We start from the raw sequence: 19252 nt of genomic DNA, 5'->3' as shown, positions 1-19252 counted from the left end.
TTCCGTAAGGAATGGGGCTTTTACCATTTTATGAGACAAATAAACTAAACGGTATCTCCAAGCTGTTTTTCGTTATCCCCATTACCACGACCGTGCGAAAACGCTTGATGTTTTCATTGCTGAAAAATACTTTTCGGGTAAGCTGTTCATAATATGCCATGGAGGGAACAACCACTACAAGAAAAAAATCAGATTCCCCTGTAACGTAATAACATTGTTGAACTTCAGGGATTTTTTCAAACTCCCTTTTTAAAGTATCGATTTGTTCAATCTTTTCGCTATCAAGAAAAATTTCGACAAGCAAGGTAACATTATTGCCTATCTTCTCCCGATTAACAATGGTAATATCTTTCTCAATGATGCCCAACTCACGCATTCTCTTTATTCGTCTTTGAACCGCAGCAGCAGATAATCCTATTCGCTCTCCAATATCTCTTTGAGGCGTTAAATTATTCTTCTGAATAATCTCTAAAATCTTATGGTCAAAAGTATCAAGCATACTAAAACAGTCTTTCGATGAAACAAAATTGCAAATCAACAATCCAATTTAATGAAAAAACAATTTTATTTTGATGCATTTTTGCAAAAAATGATTAATTCTAAATGAACACAGAAAGTAAGAAAGGGATTTTATTAGGCATTATCGCAGCTGCACTTTGGGGAATATCAGGAACATTGGGACAGTTTTTATTTCAGCAAAGAGGAATAAATGTAGAATGGCTCATCACACTTCGATTATTACTTTCCGGATTTGGGCTTTTACTGCTTGCAAAAAGTATGAAGAACAATATTTTTACCATCTGGACGAATCAAAAAGATGCTATTCAAATCTTCATTTTCAGTATAATGGGAATGATAGGTGTGCAGTACACTTATTTTGCTGCCATCAAACATTCAAATGCAGCTACCGCAACAGTTTTGCAATTTGCAGGACCTATTTTTATTGCAATTTATCTGGCGTTGAAATACAGAAGATTACCTAAAAAATTAGAGCTGTTAGCTATTTTATTAGCTGTGACAGGCACTTTTTTACTGGTAACCCGTGGAAATTTTAACAGCCTTTCCATTTCGGGAACGGCTTTGTTCTTTGGAATTGCATCGGCTATTACCTTAGCCATCTATACCCTACAACCCAAAACACTACTCTCAAAATATAATTCTGCATTGGTTGTAGGTTGGGGAATGCTTATTGGTGGAATTATATTCAGTTTTGTAAAAGCTCCGTGGCAAGTAGAAGGAGATTGGGATATAAAAACAGTTCTCAGTGCTGCATTCATCATCATTTTTGGCACATTGATAGCTTTTTATGCTTATTTAAATGCAGTTAAGATTATCGGTGGACAAAAAACAAGTTTACTGGCATCAGCAGAGCCTCTTGTAGCTGTTATTTTATCCGTAATTTGGCTAAAAACTCCTTTCTCTATCATTGAGTGGATTGGAAGCCTTTGCATTATATCAACCGTATTTTTGCTAACAAAAAAAGAAACAAAATAATATTTTGGAATATTACAGCTATTAGTAATTCGATATATAAAAAAAGTTAAGCAAAAGCTCTGTTCCGTAAGGACTGGGGCTTTTATCATTTTGTTTGTTTTATTACGGTTGATATTCCCTAAATTTATTCAATGGAACACGACGTTTTAAGACAAGTTTATCAACACCCCCTTTTCCAACAGCAAGATTTGGAAATGCTATTTGCTACCCATGAAAAAATAAGCTGTCATAAGGGTGATTTTTTACTTCGTAAAGGACAGGTGTCCAATACGTACTATATCGTTGAATCCGGCTTGCTTCGTTCCTTTGTGTATGATTACGAAGGTCATGAGATTACCACGGATTTTATGTGCAATAATGAATTGGTCATTGAGGTTGCTTCCATTTTTCATCGTATCCCTACGAATGAATATATACAATGCTTAACAGATTGTACACTCTGGAAAATAGATTTTGATGCTTTCCAAAGCCTTTTTGAAACTATTCCGGCACTTGCCGAGTGGGGACGTGCATGGATGGCCTATCAACTTTTTCTGGGCAAAAAACGTTCTTTGGAAATGATTAGCCTTTCCGCATCGGATCGCTATCAACAGCTTTTGGATGAAAAACCACAGATTTTGCAACAGGCACCTTTGAAACATATAGCCACATATCTCGGCATAACTGACACCTCGTTGAGCCGGATACGGAAAGAAATAGTGAACAAGCCTTAAAACTTCAGTATATGAAAACCCATTCGACGAACTACTATAAAACCTTGATTACTCCTGCACGGGATTGCAGTGCGCAACAAGGTATCGTTCCGCCAGAGAAGGTGGATAAGAAGACCATCGCCAACTATCAGTTTGAGTGGATAAGCCAGCATCCCCTCCAATACACCTCCGACGATATTATCTTCGAGATTTATGCCTTAAAGCAAGATTTACTTCCTACGGAAAAAGAAGCTGCCCGACAGCAGTTTTTCTCCAAAGGACAGCCCTGCTTACGGACTTCACCCCTTACAAAAACCTATGGTTGGGGCATTTATGCCGATGAAGACGGGAAAATAAAACTCATTGACTCAGCCTCTACCGAATTTCAGGAAATGTTAAGCGATGAACAAATCAAAAAGGTTTCAGCAATGAAATCTAAAAAGTAAAAGGAACTTATGGACAAATAGAGAATAAAACATCTAAACAGACATGAAACCAAACAGCGTTGACGAATATATCGCCCAATTTGACACAGCGGCACAAAAGCTTCTGGAAAAACTCCGCCAACGCATCCGAAAGGCTGCCCCCGAGGCAACGGAAACCATGAGTTATCAGATGCCAACCTTTCGTCAAAAGGGAAACCTTATCCATTTTGCTCTATCCAAAAACCACTTAGGCGTATATCCCGGCCCAGAAGCCATTGAAGCCTTTCAAGAGCAACTACATGAATTCAAAACATCCAAAGGCACCATTCAATTTCCCTTGGACAAGGAGATCCCCGACGAAATAATTGAAGCTATTGTGTATTTCAATCTTGAACGTTTCAAAGATAAATCAAGTCCGGATTGGAAACGGTACAACCAACAATGGAAAGAAGCTGCTGAAATTGTTCAGCAGGTTATTAATGAACTTCCGTTGACCAAAGAATTTAAATGGGGTGGCGACATATACACCTATCAGGGTAAAAATGTTGTCGGGTATGGCGGATTTAAAAACCACTTTGCTATTTTGTTTTATAACGGCGTATTCTTGGAAGATAAATACAATGTATTAATCACAGCTTCAGAAGGAAAGACCAAAGCATTACGGCAATGGCGTTTCTCTTCGTCAGATGAAATCGAACCCGACAAAATAAAAACCTATATTCAGGAAGCGATACAGACGGTTATAGATGGCAAGGAAATCAAACCAGAAAAATCCCAAACTCCAGTGCTTGCAGGAATCCTAAAGAAAACTTTAACCCAAGATAAACAGCTGAGCGAAGCTTTTAAAAAGCTAACACCAGGCAAACAAAAAGAGTATATCCTGTACGTCGATGAAGCGAAACAGGAAAAAACAAAATTATCACGCATAGATAAAATAAAATCGCTGATTTTAGAAGGAAAAGGACTACATGATAAGTATAAAAAGTAAAACCGATTATTAGCCTATCTTCTTATCTTTGCTCTTTAATTTTTTGAATTAACATATGTCAACAAAAGAACAGAAAATAGCAACTTTCGATCCATCCCAGCCCGGCTTGGCAGAAGGCAGTATTTATGGCTTGCCCTTTACAGCGGAGGAAAGTGAAATCATTATCGTACCTGTACCATGGGAAGTAACCGTAAGTTATGGTGCTGGTGCTTCAGATGGCCCGGAAGCCATTTTTGAGGCTTCTTTTCAAGTAGATTTGCTTCATCAAGATTTCCCTGACCTATGGAAGCTGGGTATCTATATGGATGAGGCTCCTGAAAATTGGAAAAACAACAGTGTAAAGTTCAAAGCACTGGCTCAACCCATTATTGAAGCTTTGGAAGCCGGTGAAAATATAGCCGACCACCCTGCGCTCCAGGCAGATTTGGAAGCAATCAATGAAGCCTGTGCACAGCTGAATGCAACATTAAAAGAAAAAGTACTGCATTGGACAAAACAAGGTAAGAAAGTTATCCTTTTGGGGGGCGACCACTCTACACCGTTAGGTTATTATCAGGCTTTGGCATCCCAATATGACAACTTTGGTATCCTACATTTTGATGCACATATGGATTTGCGTATAGCTTACGAAGGTTTTACCTATTCGCATGCTTCAATCATGTACAACGCGATTCAATTGCCGCAGGTAAGTAAATTGGTACAGGTCGGCATCCGCGATTTCTGCGAACAGGAAGTTGAGGTTGTACGCACATCAGGTAAAGTAAAAGTATTTACGGATGCAGATTTGAAAAAAGGACAATTTGAAGGCCGTACATGGCAACAGCAGGTAGACGAAATGCTGGATTTATTACCTGAGCATGTTGCGGTAAGCTTTGACATCGATGCACTTTACCGTTGGTACTGTCCAAATACAGGGACCCCCGTACCAGGAGGTTTATCCTACGAACAGGCTGTTTATATGTTGAATAAATTAGCAGCTTCCGACAAAAAAATCATTGGTATAGATTTAGTAGAAGTCGCTCCTGGCGAACACGACGAGTGGGACGGAAATGTAGGAGCTCGTTTGTTATTCCACATGTGTGGTACATTAGCTAAGAACAACGGTTTGACTACCGGCGAAAGAATTTATTTCTAAATAAAAAATAAAAAAGGGCTGTCTAAAAAGGTCTATAAAACGCAAAACGCGTCATTGCGAAGAGCGTAGCGAGGAAGCAATCTGCGTTTTTGACATCATTCCCGCCTCAGGCGGGACTTCGTTACCTCCACCGCCAGAGGCGTGGCACAGCGCAATGACGATGATGTTTAGCTTTTTAGACACCCTCTTTTTTCTCAATACCCAATACGAACTACTCCATACTATTTCTTCGGCGTCTCCTGCAATATTGCTAACAGAAAACTCCAGAATTTCTGAACTGAGCTTATAGACACGCGTTCTTGTGGTGAATGTGCCCCCAGAATAGTTGGTCCAAAAGAAATCATATCCATACCCGGATAATTGCTGCCCAAGATACCGCATTCCAGTCCTGCATGACAGGCCACTACTGCTGGTTCTTCATTGAACAAACGGGTATAGGTAGAGGTGAGCACTTTCAGAATAGCTGAGTCAGCATTCGGTGTCCAACCTGGATAATCTCCCGAAAAAGTCACTTCAGCTCCCATCAATTCAAATGTCGCACGAAGTGCTTGCGCCAAGTCCATTTTAGAAGATTCCACAGAAGAACGTGTAAGACATTTTATCGTGATATTCCCCTTTCCTACTTCCACTCGCGCTACATTATTGGATGTTTCTACAAGCTCATCAAAATCGGCACTCATACGGTACACCCCATTATGTGTAGCATACAGTCCTCGAATCAATTTATCCTGTACGGTCTGTGGAAGAACATCCGAAAGTGTATCCGCTTGTTTCAGTACAATTTGTAAACCGGAGTCCACAGTGCGGTATTCCTGTCGAATAGCCTGAGCAATATTTTCTACTGCGGTTTGCAAATTATCATCTGCATTTGCCACAAACCAAGCTCTTGATTCCCGTGGTATAGCATTACGCAAACCTCCCCCATCAATTTGCCCTAACCGAATACTGTATGGCTCCAATTCAAATAATATACGCGTCAATATCTTGTTGGCATTTCCCAATCCCTTGTGGATTTCCATTCCCGAGTGTCCGCCCTGCAAACCTTTTACCTCTAAAAGATAAGTTCGTCCGTTGGCAGGCAATTGCTCTGGTTCATAACTCAACTTAGCCGTCACATCCACACCTCCTGCACAACCAATATCTATTTCCGTATCCTCTTCCGTATCCAGATTCAACAAAATATCACCTGTTAAGACCCCTCCTTCCAAGCCTTTGGCGCCAGTCATACCGGTCTCCTCGTCAATAGTGAATAGTGCTTCCAATGCCGGATGAGGAATATCCGTTGAAGCCAACAGCCCCATAATTGCAGCTACGCCAATTCCATTGTCCGCACCTAAAGTTGTACCATCAGCCTTTACCCAATCTCCATCCACAAACATCTGTATACCTTGTGTGTCAAAATTAAAATCGGTGTCGTTATTTTTCTGGTGCACCATATCCAAATGCGATTGCAAAACAACCGTTTTACGGTCTTCCATGCCCGATGTTGCCGGCTTACGAATAATCACATTACCGACAGCATCTTTTTCCGTCTGTAAACCTAAATTCTTCCCAAAATCTAAGGCAAATTGAATAACACGCTCTTCTTTTTTGGAAGCTCTTGGTACAGCATTCAAATCATCGAAATGCTGCCATATAGCTTTCGGTTCTAAATCTCTAACATTCAAACTCATTCTTTCTTTATGGATTTTTACAGTTCAAAGTTACCTATTTTATACGACAAGAGGCGCTTTTCAGCGCCTCTTGTCGTATTTTACATATCGTCTTTAATTCAAAAACATTATTTATCCCACATCTCCGAAAGCAATTTCATATAGAACCCTCCGACAACACTTCTTGCTTTAAAATTTTCACGTATACCGCTCGTACTATCGTAGAAATCATTCAACGGTACACGTGTAGGACCCTCTAAAACATGTCGAAACACGGGTTCTATTAATTTCTCAAAAGTCTCTGGATTATCTGCCAGGGTAGCCGTCCATACTATCCAGTCATTTTTCGTATAATTCTTTCGACTATCCAATGGCAAGCCGTAACGGTTGATACGCGGGATATAATAAGCAAGTTCCGTATCGATGACCTCTTTGGGAAATAAGTTGAACGCCAACACCTTGTCCCAAATCAAGTTATATTTTTGACTCCATGTATTTGGATCATCAAATGTCAATGCATAATGATCTCCTGCGTGCGCCAATACCAACCACTCTTTTGCCATCTCCTCCGCAATCTTCCGATACCGAACAGCTGTCTCTTTCAAATCCAACATATCGGCCAGCCTGGCATAACTCGCTACACCCATAATGGCCTTCAACGAAAGGTTAGCATTCCGGGCAAGATGACCTGCAAAATCATCTGTGCAAAGCTGTTCCTTGGGATCAAGTCCTTCCTTTGCTAAATAATCAGCCCATTGTGTCAAAATTTTCCAATGTTTCTCTGCATACCGTGCATTCCCTTCCGCTCGTGCTATAGCAGCAGTCAGAATCAGCATATTACCTGACTCTTCTACCGGCATCGGTTCGCCATAAGTCTGCCCGTTTGCTAAAGGATACGTACCCAAATCATGGGCAGCCCACGGATAAGGATATTTGCCACTTTCGCTAAAGTAAAAAATACCATTCAACATCCCTTGCAACAAGGTAGGATTGTAGATCAAATATAATGGAGAGGATGGATAGGTCACATCTACTGTATTAATAAAACCACCGCTGTTATTTTCCTTAGAGAGCCACAAAACCTCTTTTTCCGGTCCTTCAACCAAGGTATGCGCGGCTATACTCTGTCTATAGGCCAGCACACACAAGTGTGCATATTTTTCACCTCCTGCCTGTTCAACCCGATGCCACAGGGATTTGTCAAAATCAGTGCATTGTTTCATCAATTTTTCATAGTCCTTTACGGCTGCATGCAATTGCGATTCGAAGGTAAGGTTGCCCTCTTTATTCCACCAGGGGCGTAAATCATGATTGAAATACTGGATAGCATATACTTCGTCATAGCCAAGACATAGAAAGCGACGAACAGGCGTATTACCAACATTTTGCAGTGAAAATTCTGTATGCAACGATAAGGATTTTCCACGGTGTGTATCTCTTTTATTAACCTTACTCGACGGTCCCTCATATTCCGACACAAACTGCTTCACATCATTACCTGACGGTGCAGCTACATATAAATACCCCCAATCTATACGCATATCGTCGGCAGCTTTCTGAAATACCGGCTGTTCAACAGTACCAGTCTTCAAGATGGATATTCCATCATCGCTATAGACTCTGCTTTCTACCGTCTGTTCGGGCATGTAAACCGCGATGTCCGATGAAACCAACTGGTGTAATTTTACATCGTGTTTCTTCCCGTCTTTAGCGACTACATCGTATGATATATACGAGATTGGTCGAGCAAGAAGATCAAGGTTGTCCATCAAAAGAGGCGAAGTAAAAGTAACGGTAAGGCCAACCGTTCCGCAATCAAAAGTATAAACCGTCTGCGTAGCGTGGACATCTATCGATGTTTGCTTTGCAACAGGCATATTTGTCTTGTCATCCTGTACTTTCTTCACCAAATCAAAATCCAGGAAGCGTCCGCCAGCCGTATTTTTCAGGTGAATGGCCAGTACATTTTTGCCTGTTTTTAGTAGGTTTTTCGCCTTCGAAGATATATCGAAATAATCAAATCGATTGTTCCAACCATCCCTTTTGAACACTAACTCACCGTTTAAATATACCTCAATATTATCATCATGATGTAACTTGAGGAATAAAGGCTCGTTCAGATCTATTTTGTCAAGCGAGAACTCACGCCTTATCCATATTTTATCGGAGTTCCAAAATGTACCGGACGATACCTTATTATCAGAGATAGGGAGTTCACCCTCTTTCCATCCCTCACTTTTGAAATCCAGGGATTTCCAATCCCCCAATTGTCCATTCTTTGCATATTTAACCCGCGTTTTGGCATCATCATTTGTAGGTAATATCGTTTTATATTGAGGAGTTTCTTTACCCATAAAACGATACATAACACCATCTATCTCAATATATCCGGTTAAACTATGTTCGGTCCCGGTCCAGTGCTCGGTGGCTTGTTCTGTCAATACATCATTGGTCGACCAAATGCTAAAATTCGGATTATGTGTAATCAACGGATAAGCCGCTGCCTTTCGAACCTGACCATCCTGAGCATAGGTCATTTTAATGGGTAATACAGAAACAAAGAACCATAACCATACATATACTCGCATTTTCATAAAATTTTGTGTTTTCAATATACGCAATCGTTTACTACGACATAGCCAACGATACCCGCATCCTAAATAGTTATTTAATTCATCCTACCATACAAATTCAACACGAACTCCTTCAGGATCATTTTCAAATCCAAGAAGGTAAGTTTTAGATTTTGTATCCCAGTTTGCTGCTGCAAATACCTCTTCACCATTAACTTTAACACTCTGTGGTGTTTTAGGTAGAAGCACCCTGGCGATATTCGTGGTTTCTATAGGGCTCTTGGCGATGTAGGAATAGTTGTTTTTACCTATCTGTTCGTCATAAACACGGCTGGCTGTCGCTAAAACCTGTGGTTGTTTCTTGTTTTTGATCAAATCTATATTCAGAAAATAACCTTGCTCGCCGGGGTCAACAGCCCGCGTACTGTCCACCGGCAGATTGGGATCAAAAAGATCAATCAGTGTCCCCTGAATGGTATAACTCTCCGCACTGACACTTTCATCCATTACGGCAACCAATTCAAAAGGACCACGTTGTAAATGAAAATGGTTTTTAAAGGCTAATGTGCCGCTTCCCGAAGCTTTATACCGTTCCTGGACCGCATCGATCAGCGATTTGCTGTTATTAGCCTTGATCGCATAATCCTTAGGGTCTGTACGGATAATCTGTATAGTGCCCTTTCCATAAGTATAAATACCTTCAACCGCACCTGGTTGGATATTCATCTTTTCAAAAAGGTGATCTGCAGGCGTTTGGTATTGATTGCCTCCCGTATTCCACCACTCTTGTACACGCTGAAAAGGATCTTTGTCGGTTCCACTGTAAACAAGTTGTCCTCCGGCTTTTACCCATTCCGCCAATTGCTCATGTGCAATCGGATCCAAAGGCTTCATATTAGCATAAGTCATCAATAATACTTTGGTATGCCGTAAAGCTTCCTTATAGCCGATATTTTCGATATGCACCGTCTTTACAGGCACACCACGTTTAAGAAAAGGAAGTGCCAAGCCATAGAAATTTGCTAATTGCGGATCATCGTACCCTGCATGTATCGGAAAACGTTGAAACATTAAAGAGTTTGCCATCAGTACTGAAATACCTTCGCTGCCCGATAGCTTATTCTTGCTTAGCGGCATTTGGTTCAGCGAATTCACCATGACCTGCATCTGTGTAGAATAATGTCTTGGGATACGTTCTTTCTGATCACTATTTGGATTCGTACGGTACAACCCTTCATAGATACGCTCTGGCCAGGGCATGATCTCGTAATCTGCGATATTCGGGTAAAGCAGCTGAGCAACAAAAGTTGCCTGATAGTTGACTTTATAATCTACCCAATCCTTGGCGCGATCTTCAATCGGGTCAGTCAGGAAAAACATCTTTCTCCCCGTAGGTTCCGTCATCGATTCCATTGAACCGTATTCTAAATAAGCCGTCTCAAACACCCGTTCTTTCTCCTTTCCGTTAAAGAAATTCGGTTCACGGGATGTACCTGTCCACACTTGGGCGATATATCCGTCCACCACAGGCAACGATGCCAGACTGGCTTCCGGAGAAACAATCATCCACTGTGCATAATTCACCAGAGAGTGTGTAGGAACATAGCACTTTACGTCCATCCCTTTTGATTTTCCATATTCCTTGGCAAACGTGAACACTTCATTCAGCGCTTTGTAATACAAGTGGTACTTGAGCTTATTGGAGAGGTAAGTGTTTTCCGGGGATTCGTGTTGAGGCCGCCAGTCGAATCCGTAGTATTTTTTCCATTCGCGCTTGAACGATTCACTATATCCTGCCCGCGCCCAGAACTCCGGTTCTTCCATGAAGATAGCATCGATACCCGCGTCGATGACAGGTTTAACGTGTTTTTCTTTTAGGTATTTGAGAAAATTATCTGTCGGAACGATATAAGGCACCATATATCCATGCCAGATGGTGTCCTGTTTTTGCGTAACCTGCCCTTCATCCAGATGCCACTCGCCATCCCACTGCCCCGTAAAATAGTCCTGATATTCACCCCAGGCAATCCCGGTCATGAAATGAATAGTATATCCTCTATCTTTCCAGGATTTTATACGTTCTGCAAAGGGAACCCTTTTATGTTTGTCTGAAGGATTGCCACCTACGCCATATATCATCACCGCATCGGCGCGATTGTCAATAGTAGGACACCATTCGCGCGAAGTTTGAAAGGTGGTTTTGACCTGATCTGTTTTTTTCTGTGCAGCAAGGGATCCGCTGAGTGCCAGCAAGCCAAACGTGCCTATAAGTACTTTCCAATTTATCATTTTATAATTCGTTAATTATTTAATCCGTTTTACTGATGTATGCGAATTCAAATCATAACCCCGCATCCTTGAAAATCTCCTCCTGCCACACGTCTATTAATTCCATGTGACAGGAGGAAATCAAGTTAATATCCCCGTATTAATTCACCAGGATCTCTTTTGCCTCATTGTAATTCCAACGCCTTGTACCGCTACCGACCGGTGTATTGTAGTTGATGCGCGCAGCAGCACGAACAAACACCGTACGCCCTGCAGGAATTTCACCATTGGATTCAATCGTTATCGTCTGACCGAATAAGTCCTCAAAAGAATTACCGGAGTAATCCAGACGACTTGACCAACGCTCATCACGTGCACGATACCCCACACTCGAGGAATAGCTCACAAAAAACTGAATATCGGTCATGTTCAGGAAATCGTCGTTGTAATTCCCCATAGGCTCAACCTTTGCTTTGAAATCTTCCGGACTCACTCCTCTGGTTACTTTCACCTTTGCTGTAATCTTGCCGTTTTGCACGGTAGGCTCTCCTACCCATTCCACATGCAGAAATGGCTGCACTTCAAATTTCACCTGATGGCTGGTTTCCAGATTCATCACTATACTTTCATCTGCTAACTCCTTTCCATCGGGATCCCTGCGTAGCAAAGGAACAAACGGGCCATCAACAGTAATATGATAATTCCCTTTAAAAAGTTTGGTATTCTGGAAGGTGCCGTCAGGCATACAGTAAAAATCAGGGTTATGCTCTACATTATCTCCCCAACTTAGCTCTGTCAACCGGACCCGTATTCCTTCCGATCCCTGATCGGTTAATACCGGTTTTCCGGTTAATACATCTACGACCGAACCTACTAATGTCACATCCGGCGCATCGTAACTATCCGCTTCAAACAGGCTGCATGAACTCACCAGTGCTAACATGCACAACAGTCCGCCTTTTATTATCTTTTTCATATTTATCAATTCTAAAATCCTTATCTATTCGGTTGTTGATCAATAACACTACTTTTGGCCACTTCGCCACTTGGAACCTCAAAATAATAATCCAACGGTCTGTACCCAAATGTTTTAGAGGCTATCCATTGGAAACGGGCATCAAAAAAGTATTTCCCGGTTTTGGTTGAGAAGAATGGATAAAGCCCGCGGAAACGAAAATTTTCGTTGTTGCTGAACTTATTCTTATCCCTTGACTCGCCCCAGAAACCATCTCTTCCTTCGTAGTGTGCTACGCGCCAACGGCGGATGTCCCATTTGGATTTATGCTCAAAAGCCAGTTCCTTGCGGCGCTCTTTACGCACAATATTGCGCCCGTTGACATCTCCCGTAAGTGTTCCCTGCAACATTACCGCCCCCGCTCTTTCACGGATCGCATTTATTGCATCAGTAGCGACTTGTAAAAGGCTACTGCCGTCAGGTGAGCTCGCGCCAACCAGCTCCAATTCTATAGCAGCTTCGGCAGCATTGAGCAGTACATCAGCATAACGCATCAGGATAAAAGGCTGTGCAGATTTTCCTTCACCGAGTTCAGCACTCGGATTGGTCTGTAGCCATTTGCGCAGATAAAGCCCTGTTACGGTAGCTTCACCATTGTCAAAGAAAGGCCCTTCCTGACCTGCCGCCGTCATCTGTTGCCCATTATAGTCCACAAGTTCCTGACTTCCCCCTTCACGCGGACTTAAGTACAGCGATTTGGAGGAACCATTATAGATAGACAGGTTTTGATAACGTGTATCCGCATTGTTATACGCATAGCTCGAAAAGAAAGGCTTGATCGGCGCATCTCCGGTATATACGCCACCGCGTACTTCGATCTGTTTGTTTCTGAACTGATCGAACGGGAAGATTACATAAGCACGTAGACGTGGTTCAGCATCTTTGAAAAAATCAAGCGGACTATCAAACATCAGGTACTCGCCCGATGCATTTTGGTCGCCATTCGTCACACGGATACTGCCATCCGGATAACGGTCAAAACCGTCGAACAGCTCTACGAAATCCAATGTCGGGCAGGTTCCTGCCGATAATGGTGAACGGAAACTAAATGGCATGTTATATGCATCGAAAGAATGCGTTGCTGTCGGGAATATATATTCCTTTACATAGATATTTTCCGGGCTGCTTAAATCTGAAAACATCTCCACCATATTCTGGTATTGCGCCTCAGTATCTCCCGCTATCCAACGTTTCTTGTAAAGGGAATATTTCCCATCCTGCATGATCGTCCGTGCAGCCTGATAAGCTTCTGTAAAATAACGGACAGAGGCCGTCCTCCAGCTCGCTTCATCAAAACCGATTACTCTTACGCCTGTCTTACGTCCTATTCCGGTCAAACGTCCCGATACATCCTGATTGTATTTGGCTACACTACCTGCATAAAGCATGGCTTCGGATTTAAAGGCCAACGCGACATACTTATTGGCATAACCTTCTTTAATCTCCTGCGGCATCAACAATTCGATAGCCTGATCAAAATCAGCAAGTATCTGATCCCAGGTTTCTTCTTCACTCGCCCGCGGCACTTCCATTTCATCCTCACTGGATGGGTATTGGATAACTTTAGTCACCAATGGAATCCCCCCGAATCGCTTCGCCATCGTATAGAACGTCATTGCGCGGACATAATACGCTTCCCCGAGGTAATGATTGTACAGCTCTTCACTGAAATTCTCCCTAAAAGCCGGTAATGTCTCTATCAGGTGGTTCGCATCGCGAATCAGTACAAAACCCTTGCTCCAATAAGATGTGCGTTCCCCGGTAAAAGAAGCAGAAAGTCCCTCCCGGTTGACAGCTTCGCCTGTTCCCTCAATACCTGTAGAATTTAGCCAGCCGTTGCTTTCAAAACCCCATTGCGCTGTATACTTAAAATCTTCGAAAGGCATCAGGCTGTACATTCGGGACATATAAATATCCATTCCTGCCGGTGTATTGAGCAATTCATTATCGGTAACAATATTTTTTGGCGTTATATCCATGTCTACACAGGAATTCAAGCTGCCGCTTGCAGCGATCGCCAATATGAATAATAATCTTTTCATGTTCATTTTTCTTTTCTCTACATCACGTTAAAAAGTCATGGAAACGCCCATGGTATACGTTTTATTCAATGGATACATCCGACCCAGGTCATCATCCGGATGCTCCGGATCGACAAACTTCACCGCTGTGAAAGTCAGCAGGTTATAGGCATTAGCGAACACCCGCAGACGCATATTCGGACGCCTTTGGAATGTCGGCAAAGTATATCCCAGCTCTAAGCTTTTCAGGCGCAGATAAGCTGTGCTTACCCTGTTGAAATCGGAATTACCTCTAGGGTAGCGTCCCGTAAAGCCATAATGCCCTTGCACCCATGCTATACTTGGATCATAAGGATCAGCTGTTGGGTCTACTGGATGCCAACGATCCAGGTATTGCGTCAACGTACCGCCTCCGTTAGTTCCCCAAATAGAATACAAAGGCTCTTTATATTCCATAGAACCCAATGCCGACCCTTGGAACAACATCGAAAGGTCAACATTCTTATAATTCGCCTGCAGATTCGCACTAAAGTTCAACCAAGGCGTCTGATCGAAAGCAAAAGGATGCTCATCCAGACCGCTGATTTCCCCGTCACCGTTCCAGTCAACATATTTATAATCGCCAGGCAACTGATCGCGTTCGGTGTAGATCGGATATGTCCGAATATCGTTCCAGTCCATAAAGCGACCATCTCCACGATAGCCAAACTGAATACCCTGATAGCGGTTGTTCAGGTTATCATTGCGCCAACGGTCATAGGAATTTTTATAAGGACCATTCTGCACAGCAGTAAGGTACTTGTTTCGTGTAATCGTGGCAATGGTTTTTATGCTGTAACCAAAGTCTCCGATCTGGTTTCGATGACGCAATTCAAGTTCTAAGCCATAGTGCTGGTCACTGTTTGCATTCTCCATCGGAGCGGTTGCGCCGATAACGGTCGGGAATAACCCTGTGCGACGTTGGAACAATCCTGTACGACGACGATCAAAATAATCGAGTGTAAACCCGAATTTGCCGTTCCAGGCATCCATATCCACACCAACGTTCAAAGTTTTTGCCCTGTACCAGGTAATAAGTGCATTCGCAATTGCCTTGCGGTTAGCGGCTGTTATAAACTGACCACCGAACACATAGCCCGGAGCATACTGGTTATAATACCCATTTTCTGCATTTCCACTGGTCGATGGATAATCATAGCCTGCTACCCAACCGAAATCCCAATCGCTTGACAGGTCATCTCCCAACACTCCGTAACTTGCGCGTACCTTAAACTGATCAACAAAGCTTAATGCATTGATAGATTTAAAAAACGGCTCTTCCGAGATACGCCATGCGACTGAACCCGAAGGGAAAAATCCCCATTGGTTTCCTTTGGCGAAACGGGATGAACCGTCGTATCGGAATTGAAATTCTGCAATATAACGCCCCCGGAAGTCATAGTTCACACGCCCCAATGCAGCCTGTTTCGCTTCGCGGTAATAATCGGCTAATCCTCCCGACATGCCTGTCATCCGTCCTTCTTCCACACCGGAAAGTAGAATATCCGAACCAAACGCAAGATTCTTCATCCCGTAGAAGTTATCGCCATCATTCTTCTGCGTTTCCCAACCCAGTAGCATACTCAGCTGATGTTTTTCGGCAAATAACCGCTCATAGTTTAAAGTAATCTGACTTAGTATCTGCTGCTTTTCATAGAATTCACGACGCATACGGTTCGGACTGCTCAGGTCGTAGCGTTTCTGCAGATAACTGTTACTAACGGGATCAAGCGCATACTGGAAGTATTCTTTCCGGAAAATGCTGTTATTATCCGCTCGATAGTCATAAGACACCAACGCTCTTGCGCTTAATCCCTTCAAGCTTTCCATTAAGGTTCCAAAGTCATAATTCAATGCTGCTGAGGACTGGAAAGTCTTTTTCTTGTATTTTCTGTAACCAGAAATATCTGCATCGATCATCGCTACAGTATTCTGTTCCAAATCCAGACCTTCATAATTCAGCATAGTTCCTTCCGGATCAGCATAGGCAGGAAACAACACTCCTTGCCTCCAGTAATTCCGGATAATATCCACCGAGCTGGAGTACGGATTGTTCTGCTGATCGGCCATGCCTGCAAGATTAAGATCCAGCTTCAATCCGTTGACAATCTCTGTCGTGATATTCGAACGCAGGTTCATCTTGTTATAATTCAGATCGCCGGTCTTGAAAAATCCTTCCTGATAGGAATATCCCGTACCGATATAATACTGGGTTTTGGCACTACCGCCCGATACGCTCAGATCATGTGCCGTCTGTGGCGATACTTCTGAAAAGATCAGTGACGTCCAATCTGAAGAGCGACGCGTACCGTTACGAAATGCTTCAAAGTCGCTTTCGGTATAGATCAGACTACCGCCGTTAATATTGTTCATTGACCTTTCGTTATACAACGTCATTGCACCAAAGGCATCAGCCAGGAAAGGCATGTTTGACGGTCTTTGCATTGTAAACGACCCGTTGTAGCCTACGGATACTTTCCCCTCACGTCCTTTACGTGTCGTAACGAGCATCACCCCGTTTGCCGAGCGCACTCCATAAATCGAAGCTGAAGCGTCTTTCAGAACCGACACATCCTCAATATCGTTAGGGTTTAAACGCTGGAAATCTTGAATAGACCGCGGAACACCGTCAATAATGACCAATGGCGCACCCATCCCGCGTATATCGAAATTTGCCTGATAGGATCCCGGCTCAGCACCGCGTTGCCATACACGTACACCGGCCACACGCCCGGCAAGCATATTTTGCGGATTTTCATTCTTGGTGGCGCGCATTTCCGTTCCTTTAACCCCGGAGACGGCTCCCGTCAGCGTTACTTTCTTTTGGGTACCGTATCCCACTACAACGACTTCATCCAAAGTCGATTCATCCTCTTCCAGGGAAACATTGATTTGGGTACGTGTACCGACCGGTTCCTCCCGCGTCTGATACCCCACAAAAGTGTACCGAAGTACAGCACCTGTCGGTGCTTGTAGGGAGTACCGACCGGCTTCATCCGTACTGGTCGCAATCTGCGGAGAAGATCCGACAACGACGACCGATACACCACTAATCGGGAAACCTGAAGAACCGGTAACCACGCCTGACACTTGATTCTGTGCCCACAGCCATCCCGGTAGCAGTATAAGCACCAGGATAGACACCATTTTGCATAATGGTTTTCGTGTTGTTAAATTTACATTCATATAGATTAGTTTATGCTTAAAAGATTGATGATATTAGCTAACTATTTTTTTTGCTGTCCGCATGTTTATCAATGGGATGTTAATTGATGTTTCCCTAAAATGGCATATTGCGCAGCATAAGTAAACATAAACATCCCCTCAACACCCTGACCTTCCTTATCCCCAGCCCATCCGGTTAATAAATTGGTCGGCAGAAAACCATTGTGGTTAAAGCGTTCAAAACCATAGTCCAGGTTCCGTTGAAAAACGGTCAGGTAATTTCCAGCCTGATCGTCAAGCGTAACCGCTTCGTGATAAGCACGCATCAAAATACCGTTGAACCAATTCCTAAATCCTTCGGTTTCAAAGCTGTAATATTGCGGCACTTCTTTTCCCAACTCAGCAAAATGCCTGAAGCTGTTTTTAGCGAGTTGCTGTCCATCGGCAGCATATTTCTCTTCTACCGTAGCACGGTATAGGTCGACCGCGCCTGATAGCATGGTTCCGCTGTTATAGGTATAATTTTGACCTACAGCTTGGGTTAAAGGTGTATTTGCACGATAGCGCACGCCGTCCACCTCTTCATAGCGCAAATCACAGTTTGGCACGCATCCACCCATCATATCAGTATACACGCCATCAGCATTCAATAATTTACTTTTCTGCCAGTCATAGACCGCACGCGCGTAATCAAGGTAATATTGTTGCTTCTCCACTTCTTTCGTACGGCGGGTTTTGCGGTCATTTTCATCAATATAGCGATGTTCTATCTTGTCAGACTTTCCTTTATAGAGTTCATGTAACCAGACCAACGGACTGATTAACGGCCCGTTGCTGCATGCATGTTTGGTCGTATATCCCGGTCCCCATGGGATGCCGCCGTTCTCTTTACCGTTCTCATCACGTGTCACATCCCAACCATCCAGCACATAAGCCGTCAGGTATTCTGCTTTTTCTAAATACGCACTGTTACCTGTCAGCTTATACGAGTCCAGCAATTCCCTGATCAGCCACATCTGATCGTCATAAACGTTCAGTATGCCTGTTACATTTGCTTGTCCTTTCTGATTTACGCGGTCAACTGCATATACCGACCAGCTTTTGGTTTGGGTGTAAGAGACCAATTCAAATGTACCGAGGTAATAATCTGCATTGGCATAGAGATCATCCAATAGCTGGACATAACGCTCATAGTGGCTGTCATAGAGTTTACTTTCCCCGGCTTCCTTAGCCTGGTTAAGTCCGGATAAGACCGCATTAACGGCTTCAATACCCGCCGTATACATCCATACTGAAGCCCGTTCATCAGACTTCACCTGGGTAAAGGGATTGTAGAAGCGGCGCATTTCAAAGGTCGTAGGGTCAAAGTAGTTCGCAATTGTTAGGTCTACGAGATCTACAGCCCGTTGCAGGTTCTGCACAGCTAATTCACCCAGATTCTCTTTTCCTTCTTCCTCCACATGGGTGGGCACAGAACTCCTCGTACACCCTGTAAAAATAACTGTTGCCGATGCCATGCTCAATAGCGTCGTACAATAAATGGTTGTAACACTCATCTTCATAACGAGATTGTTTTTCAGATTTATAACACAAAATTTAAAATTGGCGAAACAGGTCTTTTTCGACGTATTTCTTAGGGAATTTAGAAACTTAAGGATTAAAACCTGGGTTAAAAAACCGATTTAACCCCATTAAAAAAGTATTAACCCTATTTTTTTGTCCATATTTTTCACAACATAAGGTCTAACGGATGTCTTTCACATGCCCGAAAACCCTTCCTTACTT

At 43.0% G+C, this 19252-nt stretch carries 13 protein-coding genes; 5 read left to right on the top strand and 8 right to left on the bottom strand.

The features are described 5' to 3' along the window. Nucleotides 1–28 precede the first annotated feature (28 nt). Nucleotides 29–499: an Lrp/AsnC family transcriptional regulator gene (locus BM375_RS02880; RefSeq protein WP_093363676.1), complete on the bottom strand. Its 471-nt coding sequence runs from the start codon at nucleotides 497–499 to the stop codon at nucleotides 29–31. A 104-nt stretch (nucleotides 500–603) separates the two neighbouring features. On the opposite strand from BM375_RS02880, the gene BM375_RS02875 reads away from it, so the two are divergent. The 5 genes from BM375_RS02875 (at nucleotide 604) to BM375_RS02855 (ending at nucleotide 4734) form a co-directional block, all read left to right on the top strand. Next, nucleotides 604–1494 (top strand): DMT family transporter, encoded by an 891-nt coding sequence (locus BM375_RS02875; protein WP_093363675.1) that lies wholly within the window; start codon nucleotides 604–606, stop codon nucleotides 1492–1494. A gap of 131 nt (nucleotides 1495–1625) precedes the next feature. Then, nucleotides 1626–2207 (top strand): Crp/Fnr family transcriptional regulator, encoded by a 582-nt coding sequence (locus BM375_RS02870; RefSeq protein ID WP_093363674.1) that lies wholly within the window; start codon nucleotides 1626–1628, stop codon nucleotides 2205–2207. An 11-nt stretch (nucleotides 2208–2218) separates the two neighbouring features. Next, nucleotides 2219–2632: a DUF6157 family protein gene (locus BM375_RS02865; protein WP_093363673.1), complete on the top strand. Its 414-nt coding sequence runs from the start codon at nucleotides 2219–2221 to the stop codon at nucleotides 2630–2632. 43 nt (nucleotides 2633–2675) lie between these two features. Next, complete coding sequence (locus BM375_RS02860; RefSeq protein WP_212611620.1) at nucleotides 2676–3599, top strand: DUF1801 domain-containing protein; 924 nt, start codon at nucleotides 2676–2678, stop codon at nucleotides 3597–3599. A gap of 55 nt (nucleotides 3600–3654) precedes the next feature. Beyond that, nucleotides 3655–4734, top strand: a complete 1080-nt coding sequence (locus BM375_RS02855) for an agmatinase family protein (RefSeq protein WP_093363672.1) — start codon at nucleotides 3655–3657, stop codon at nucleotides 4732–4734. A gap of 221 nt (nucleotides 4735–4955) precedes the next feature. Here the strand turns inward: BM375_RS02855 and BM375_RS02850 are convergent, their stop codons facing one another. The 7 genes from BM375_RS02850 to BM375_RS02820 all read right to left on the bottom strand — a co-directional run bounded on the left by BM375_RS02850 (nucleotide 4956) and on the right by BM375_RS02820 (nucleotide 19023). Next, on the bottom strand, nucleotides 4956–6407 hold the full coding sequence (locus BM375_RS02850) for an aminoacyl-histidine dipeptidase (protein WP_093363671.1): 1452 nt from the start codon (nucleotides 6405–6407) through the stop codon (nucleotides 4956–4958). Between the two features lie 107 nt (nucleotides 6408–6514). Beyond that, nucleotides 6515–8980 (bottom strand): glutaminase family protein, encoded by a 2466-nt coding sequence (locus tag BM375_RS02845; RefSeq protein WP_244525802.1) that lies wholly within the window; start codon nucleotides 8978–8980, stop codon nucleotides 6515–6517. Between the two features lie 84 nt (nucleotides 8981–9064). Beyond that, nucleotides 9065–11248, bottom strand: a complete 2184-nt coding sequence (locus tag BM375_RS02840) for a hypothetical protein (RefSeq protein ID WP_093363669.1) — start codon at nucleotides 11246–11248, stop codon at nucleotides 9065–9067. A 139-nt stretch (nucleotides 11249–11387) separates the two neighbouring features. Continuing rightward, nucleotides 11388–12203, bottom strand: a complete 816-nt coding sequence (locus BM375_RS02835; RefSeq protein WP_093363668.1) for a DUF3823 domain-containing protein — start codon at nucleotides 12201–12203, stop codon at nucleotides 11388–11390. A gap of 20 nt (nucleotides 12204–12223) precedes the next feature. Then, nucleotides 12224–14284, bottom strand: coding sequence for a RagB/SusD family nutrient uptake outer membrane protein (locus BM375_RS02830; protein ID WP_093364041.1), 2061 nt, complete (start codon nucleotides 14282–14284; stop codon nucleotides 12224–12226). A gap of 27 nt (nucleotides 14285–14311) precedes the next feature. Next, nucleotides 14312–17449 (bottom strand): SusC/RagA family TonB-linked outer membrane protein, encoded by a 3138-nt coding sequence (locus BM375_RS02825; RefSeq protein ID WP_212611619.1) that lies wholly within the window; start codon nucleotides 17447–17449, stop codon nucleotides 14312–14314. A 107-nt stretch (nucleotides 17450–17556) separates the two neighbouring features. Further along, the gene (locus BM375_RS02820; RefSeq protein WP_212611618.1) at nucleotides 17557–19023 is read right to left on the bottom strand and encodes a glycoside hydrolase family 76 protein; all 1467 of its coding nucleotides are present in this window, start codon (nucleotides 19021–19023) and stop codon (nucleotides 17557–17559) included. Nucleotides 19024–19252 lie beyond the last annotated feature (229 nt).

The organism is Sphingobacterium wenxiniae, assembly GCF_900116225.1.
GTDB classification, from domain to species: Bacteria; Bacteroidota; Bacteroidia; order Sphingobacteriales; family Sphingobacteriaceae; genus Sphingobacterium; species Sphingobacterium wenxiniae.
This window is presented reverse-complemented; position numbering and strand designations above follow the sequence as displayed.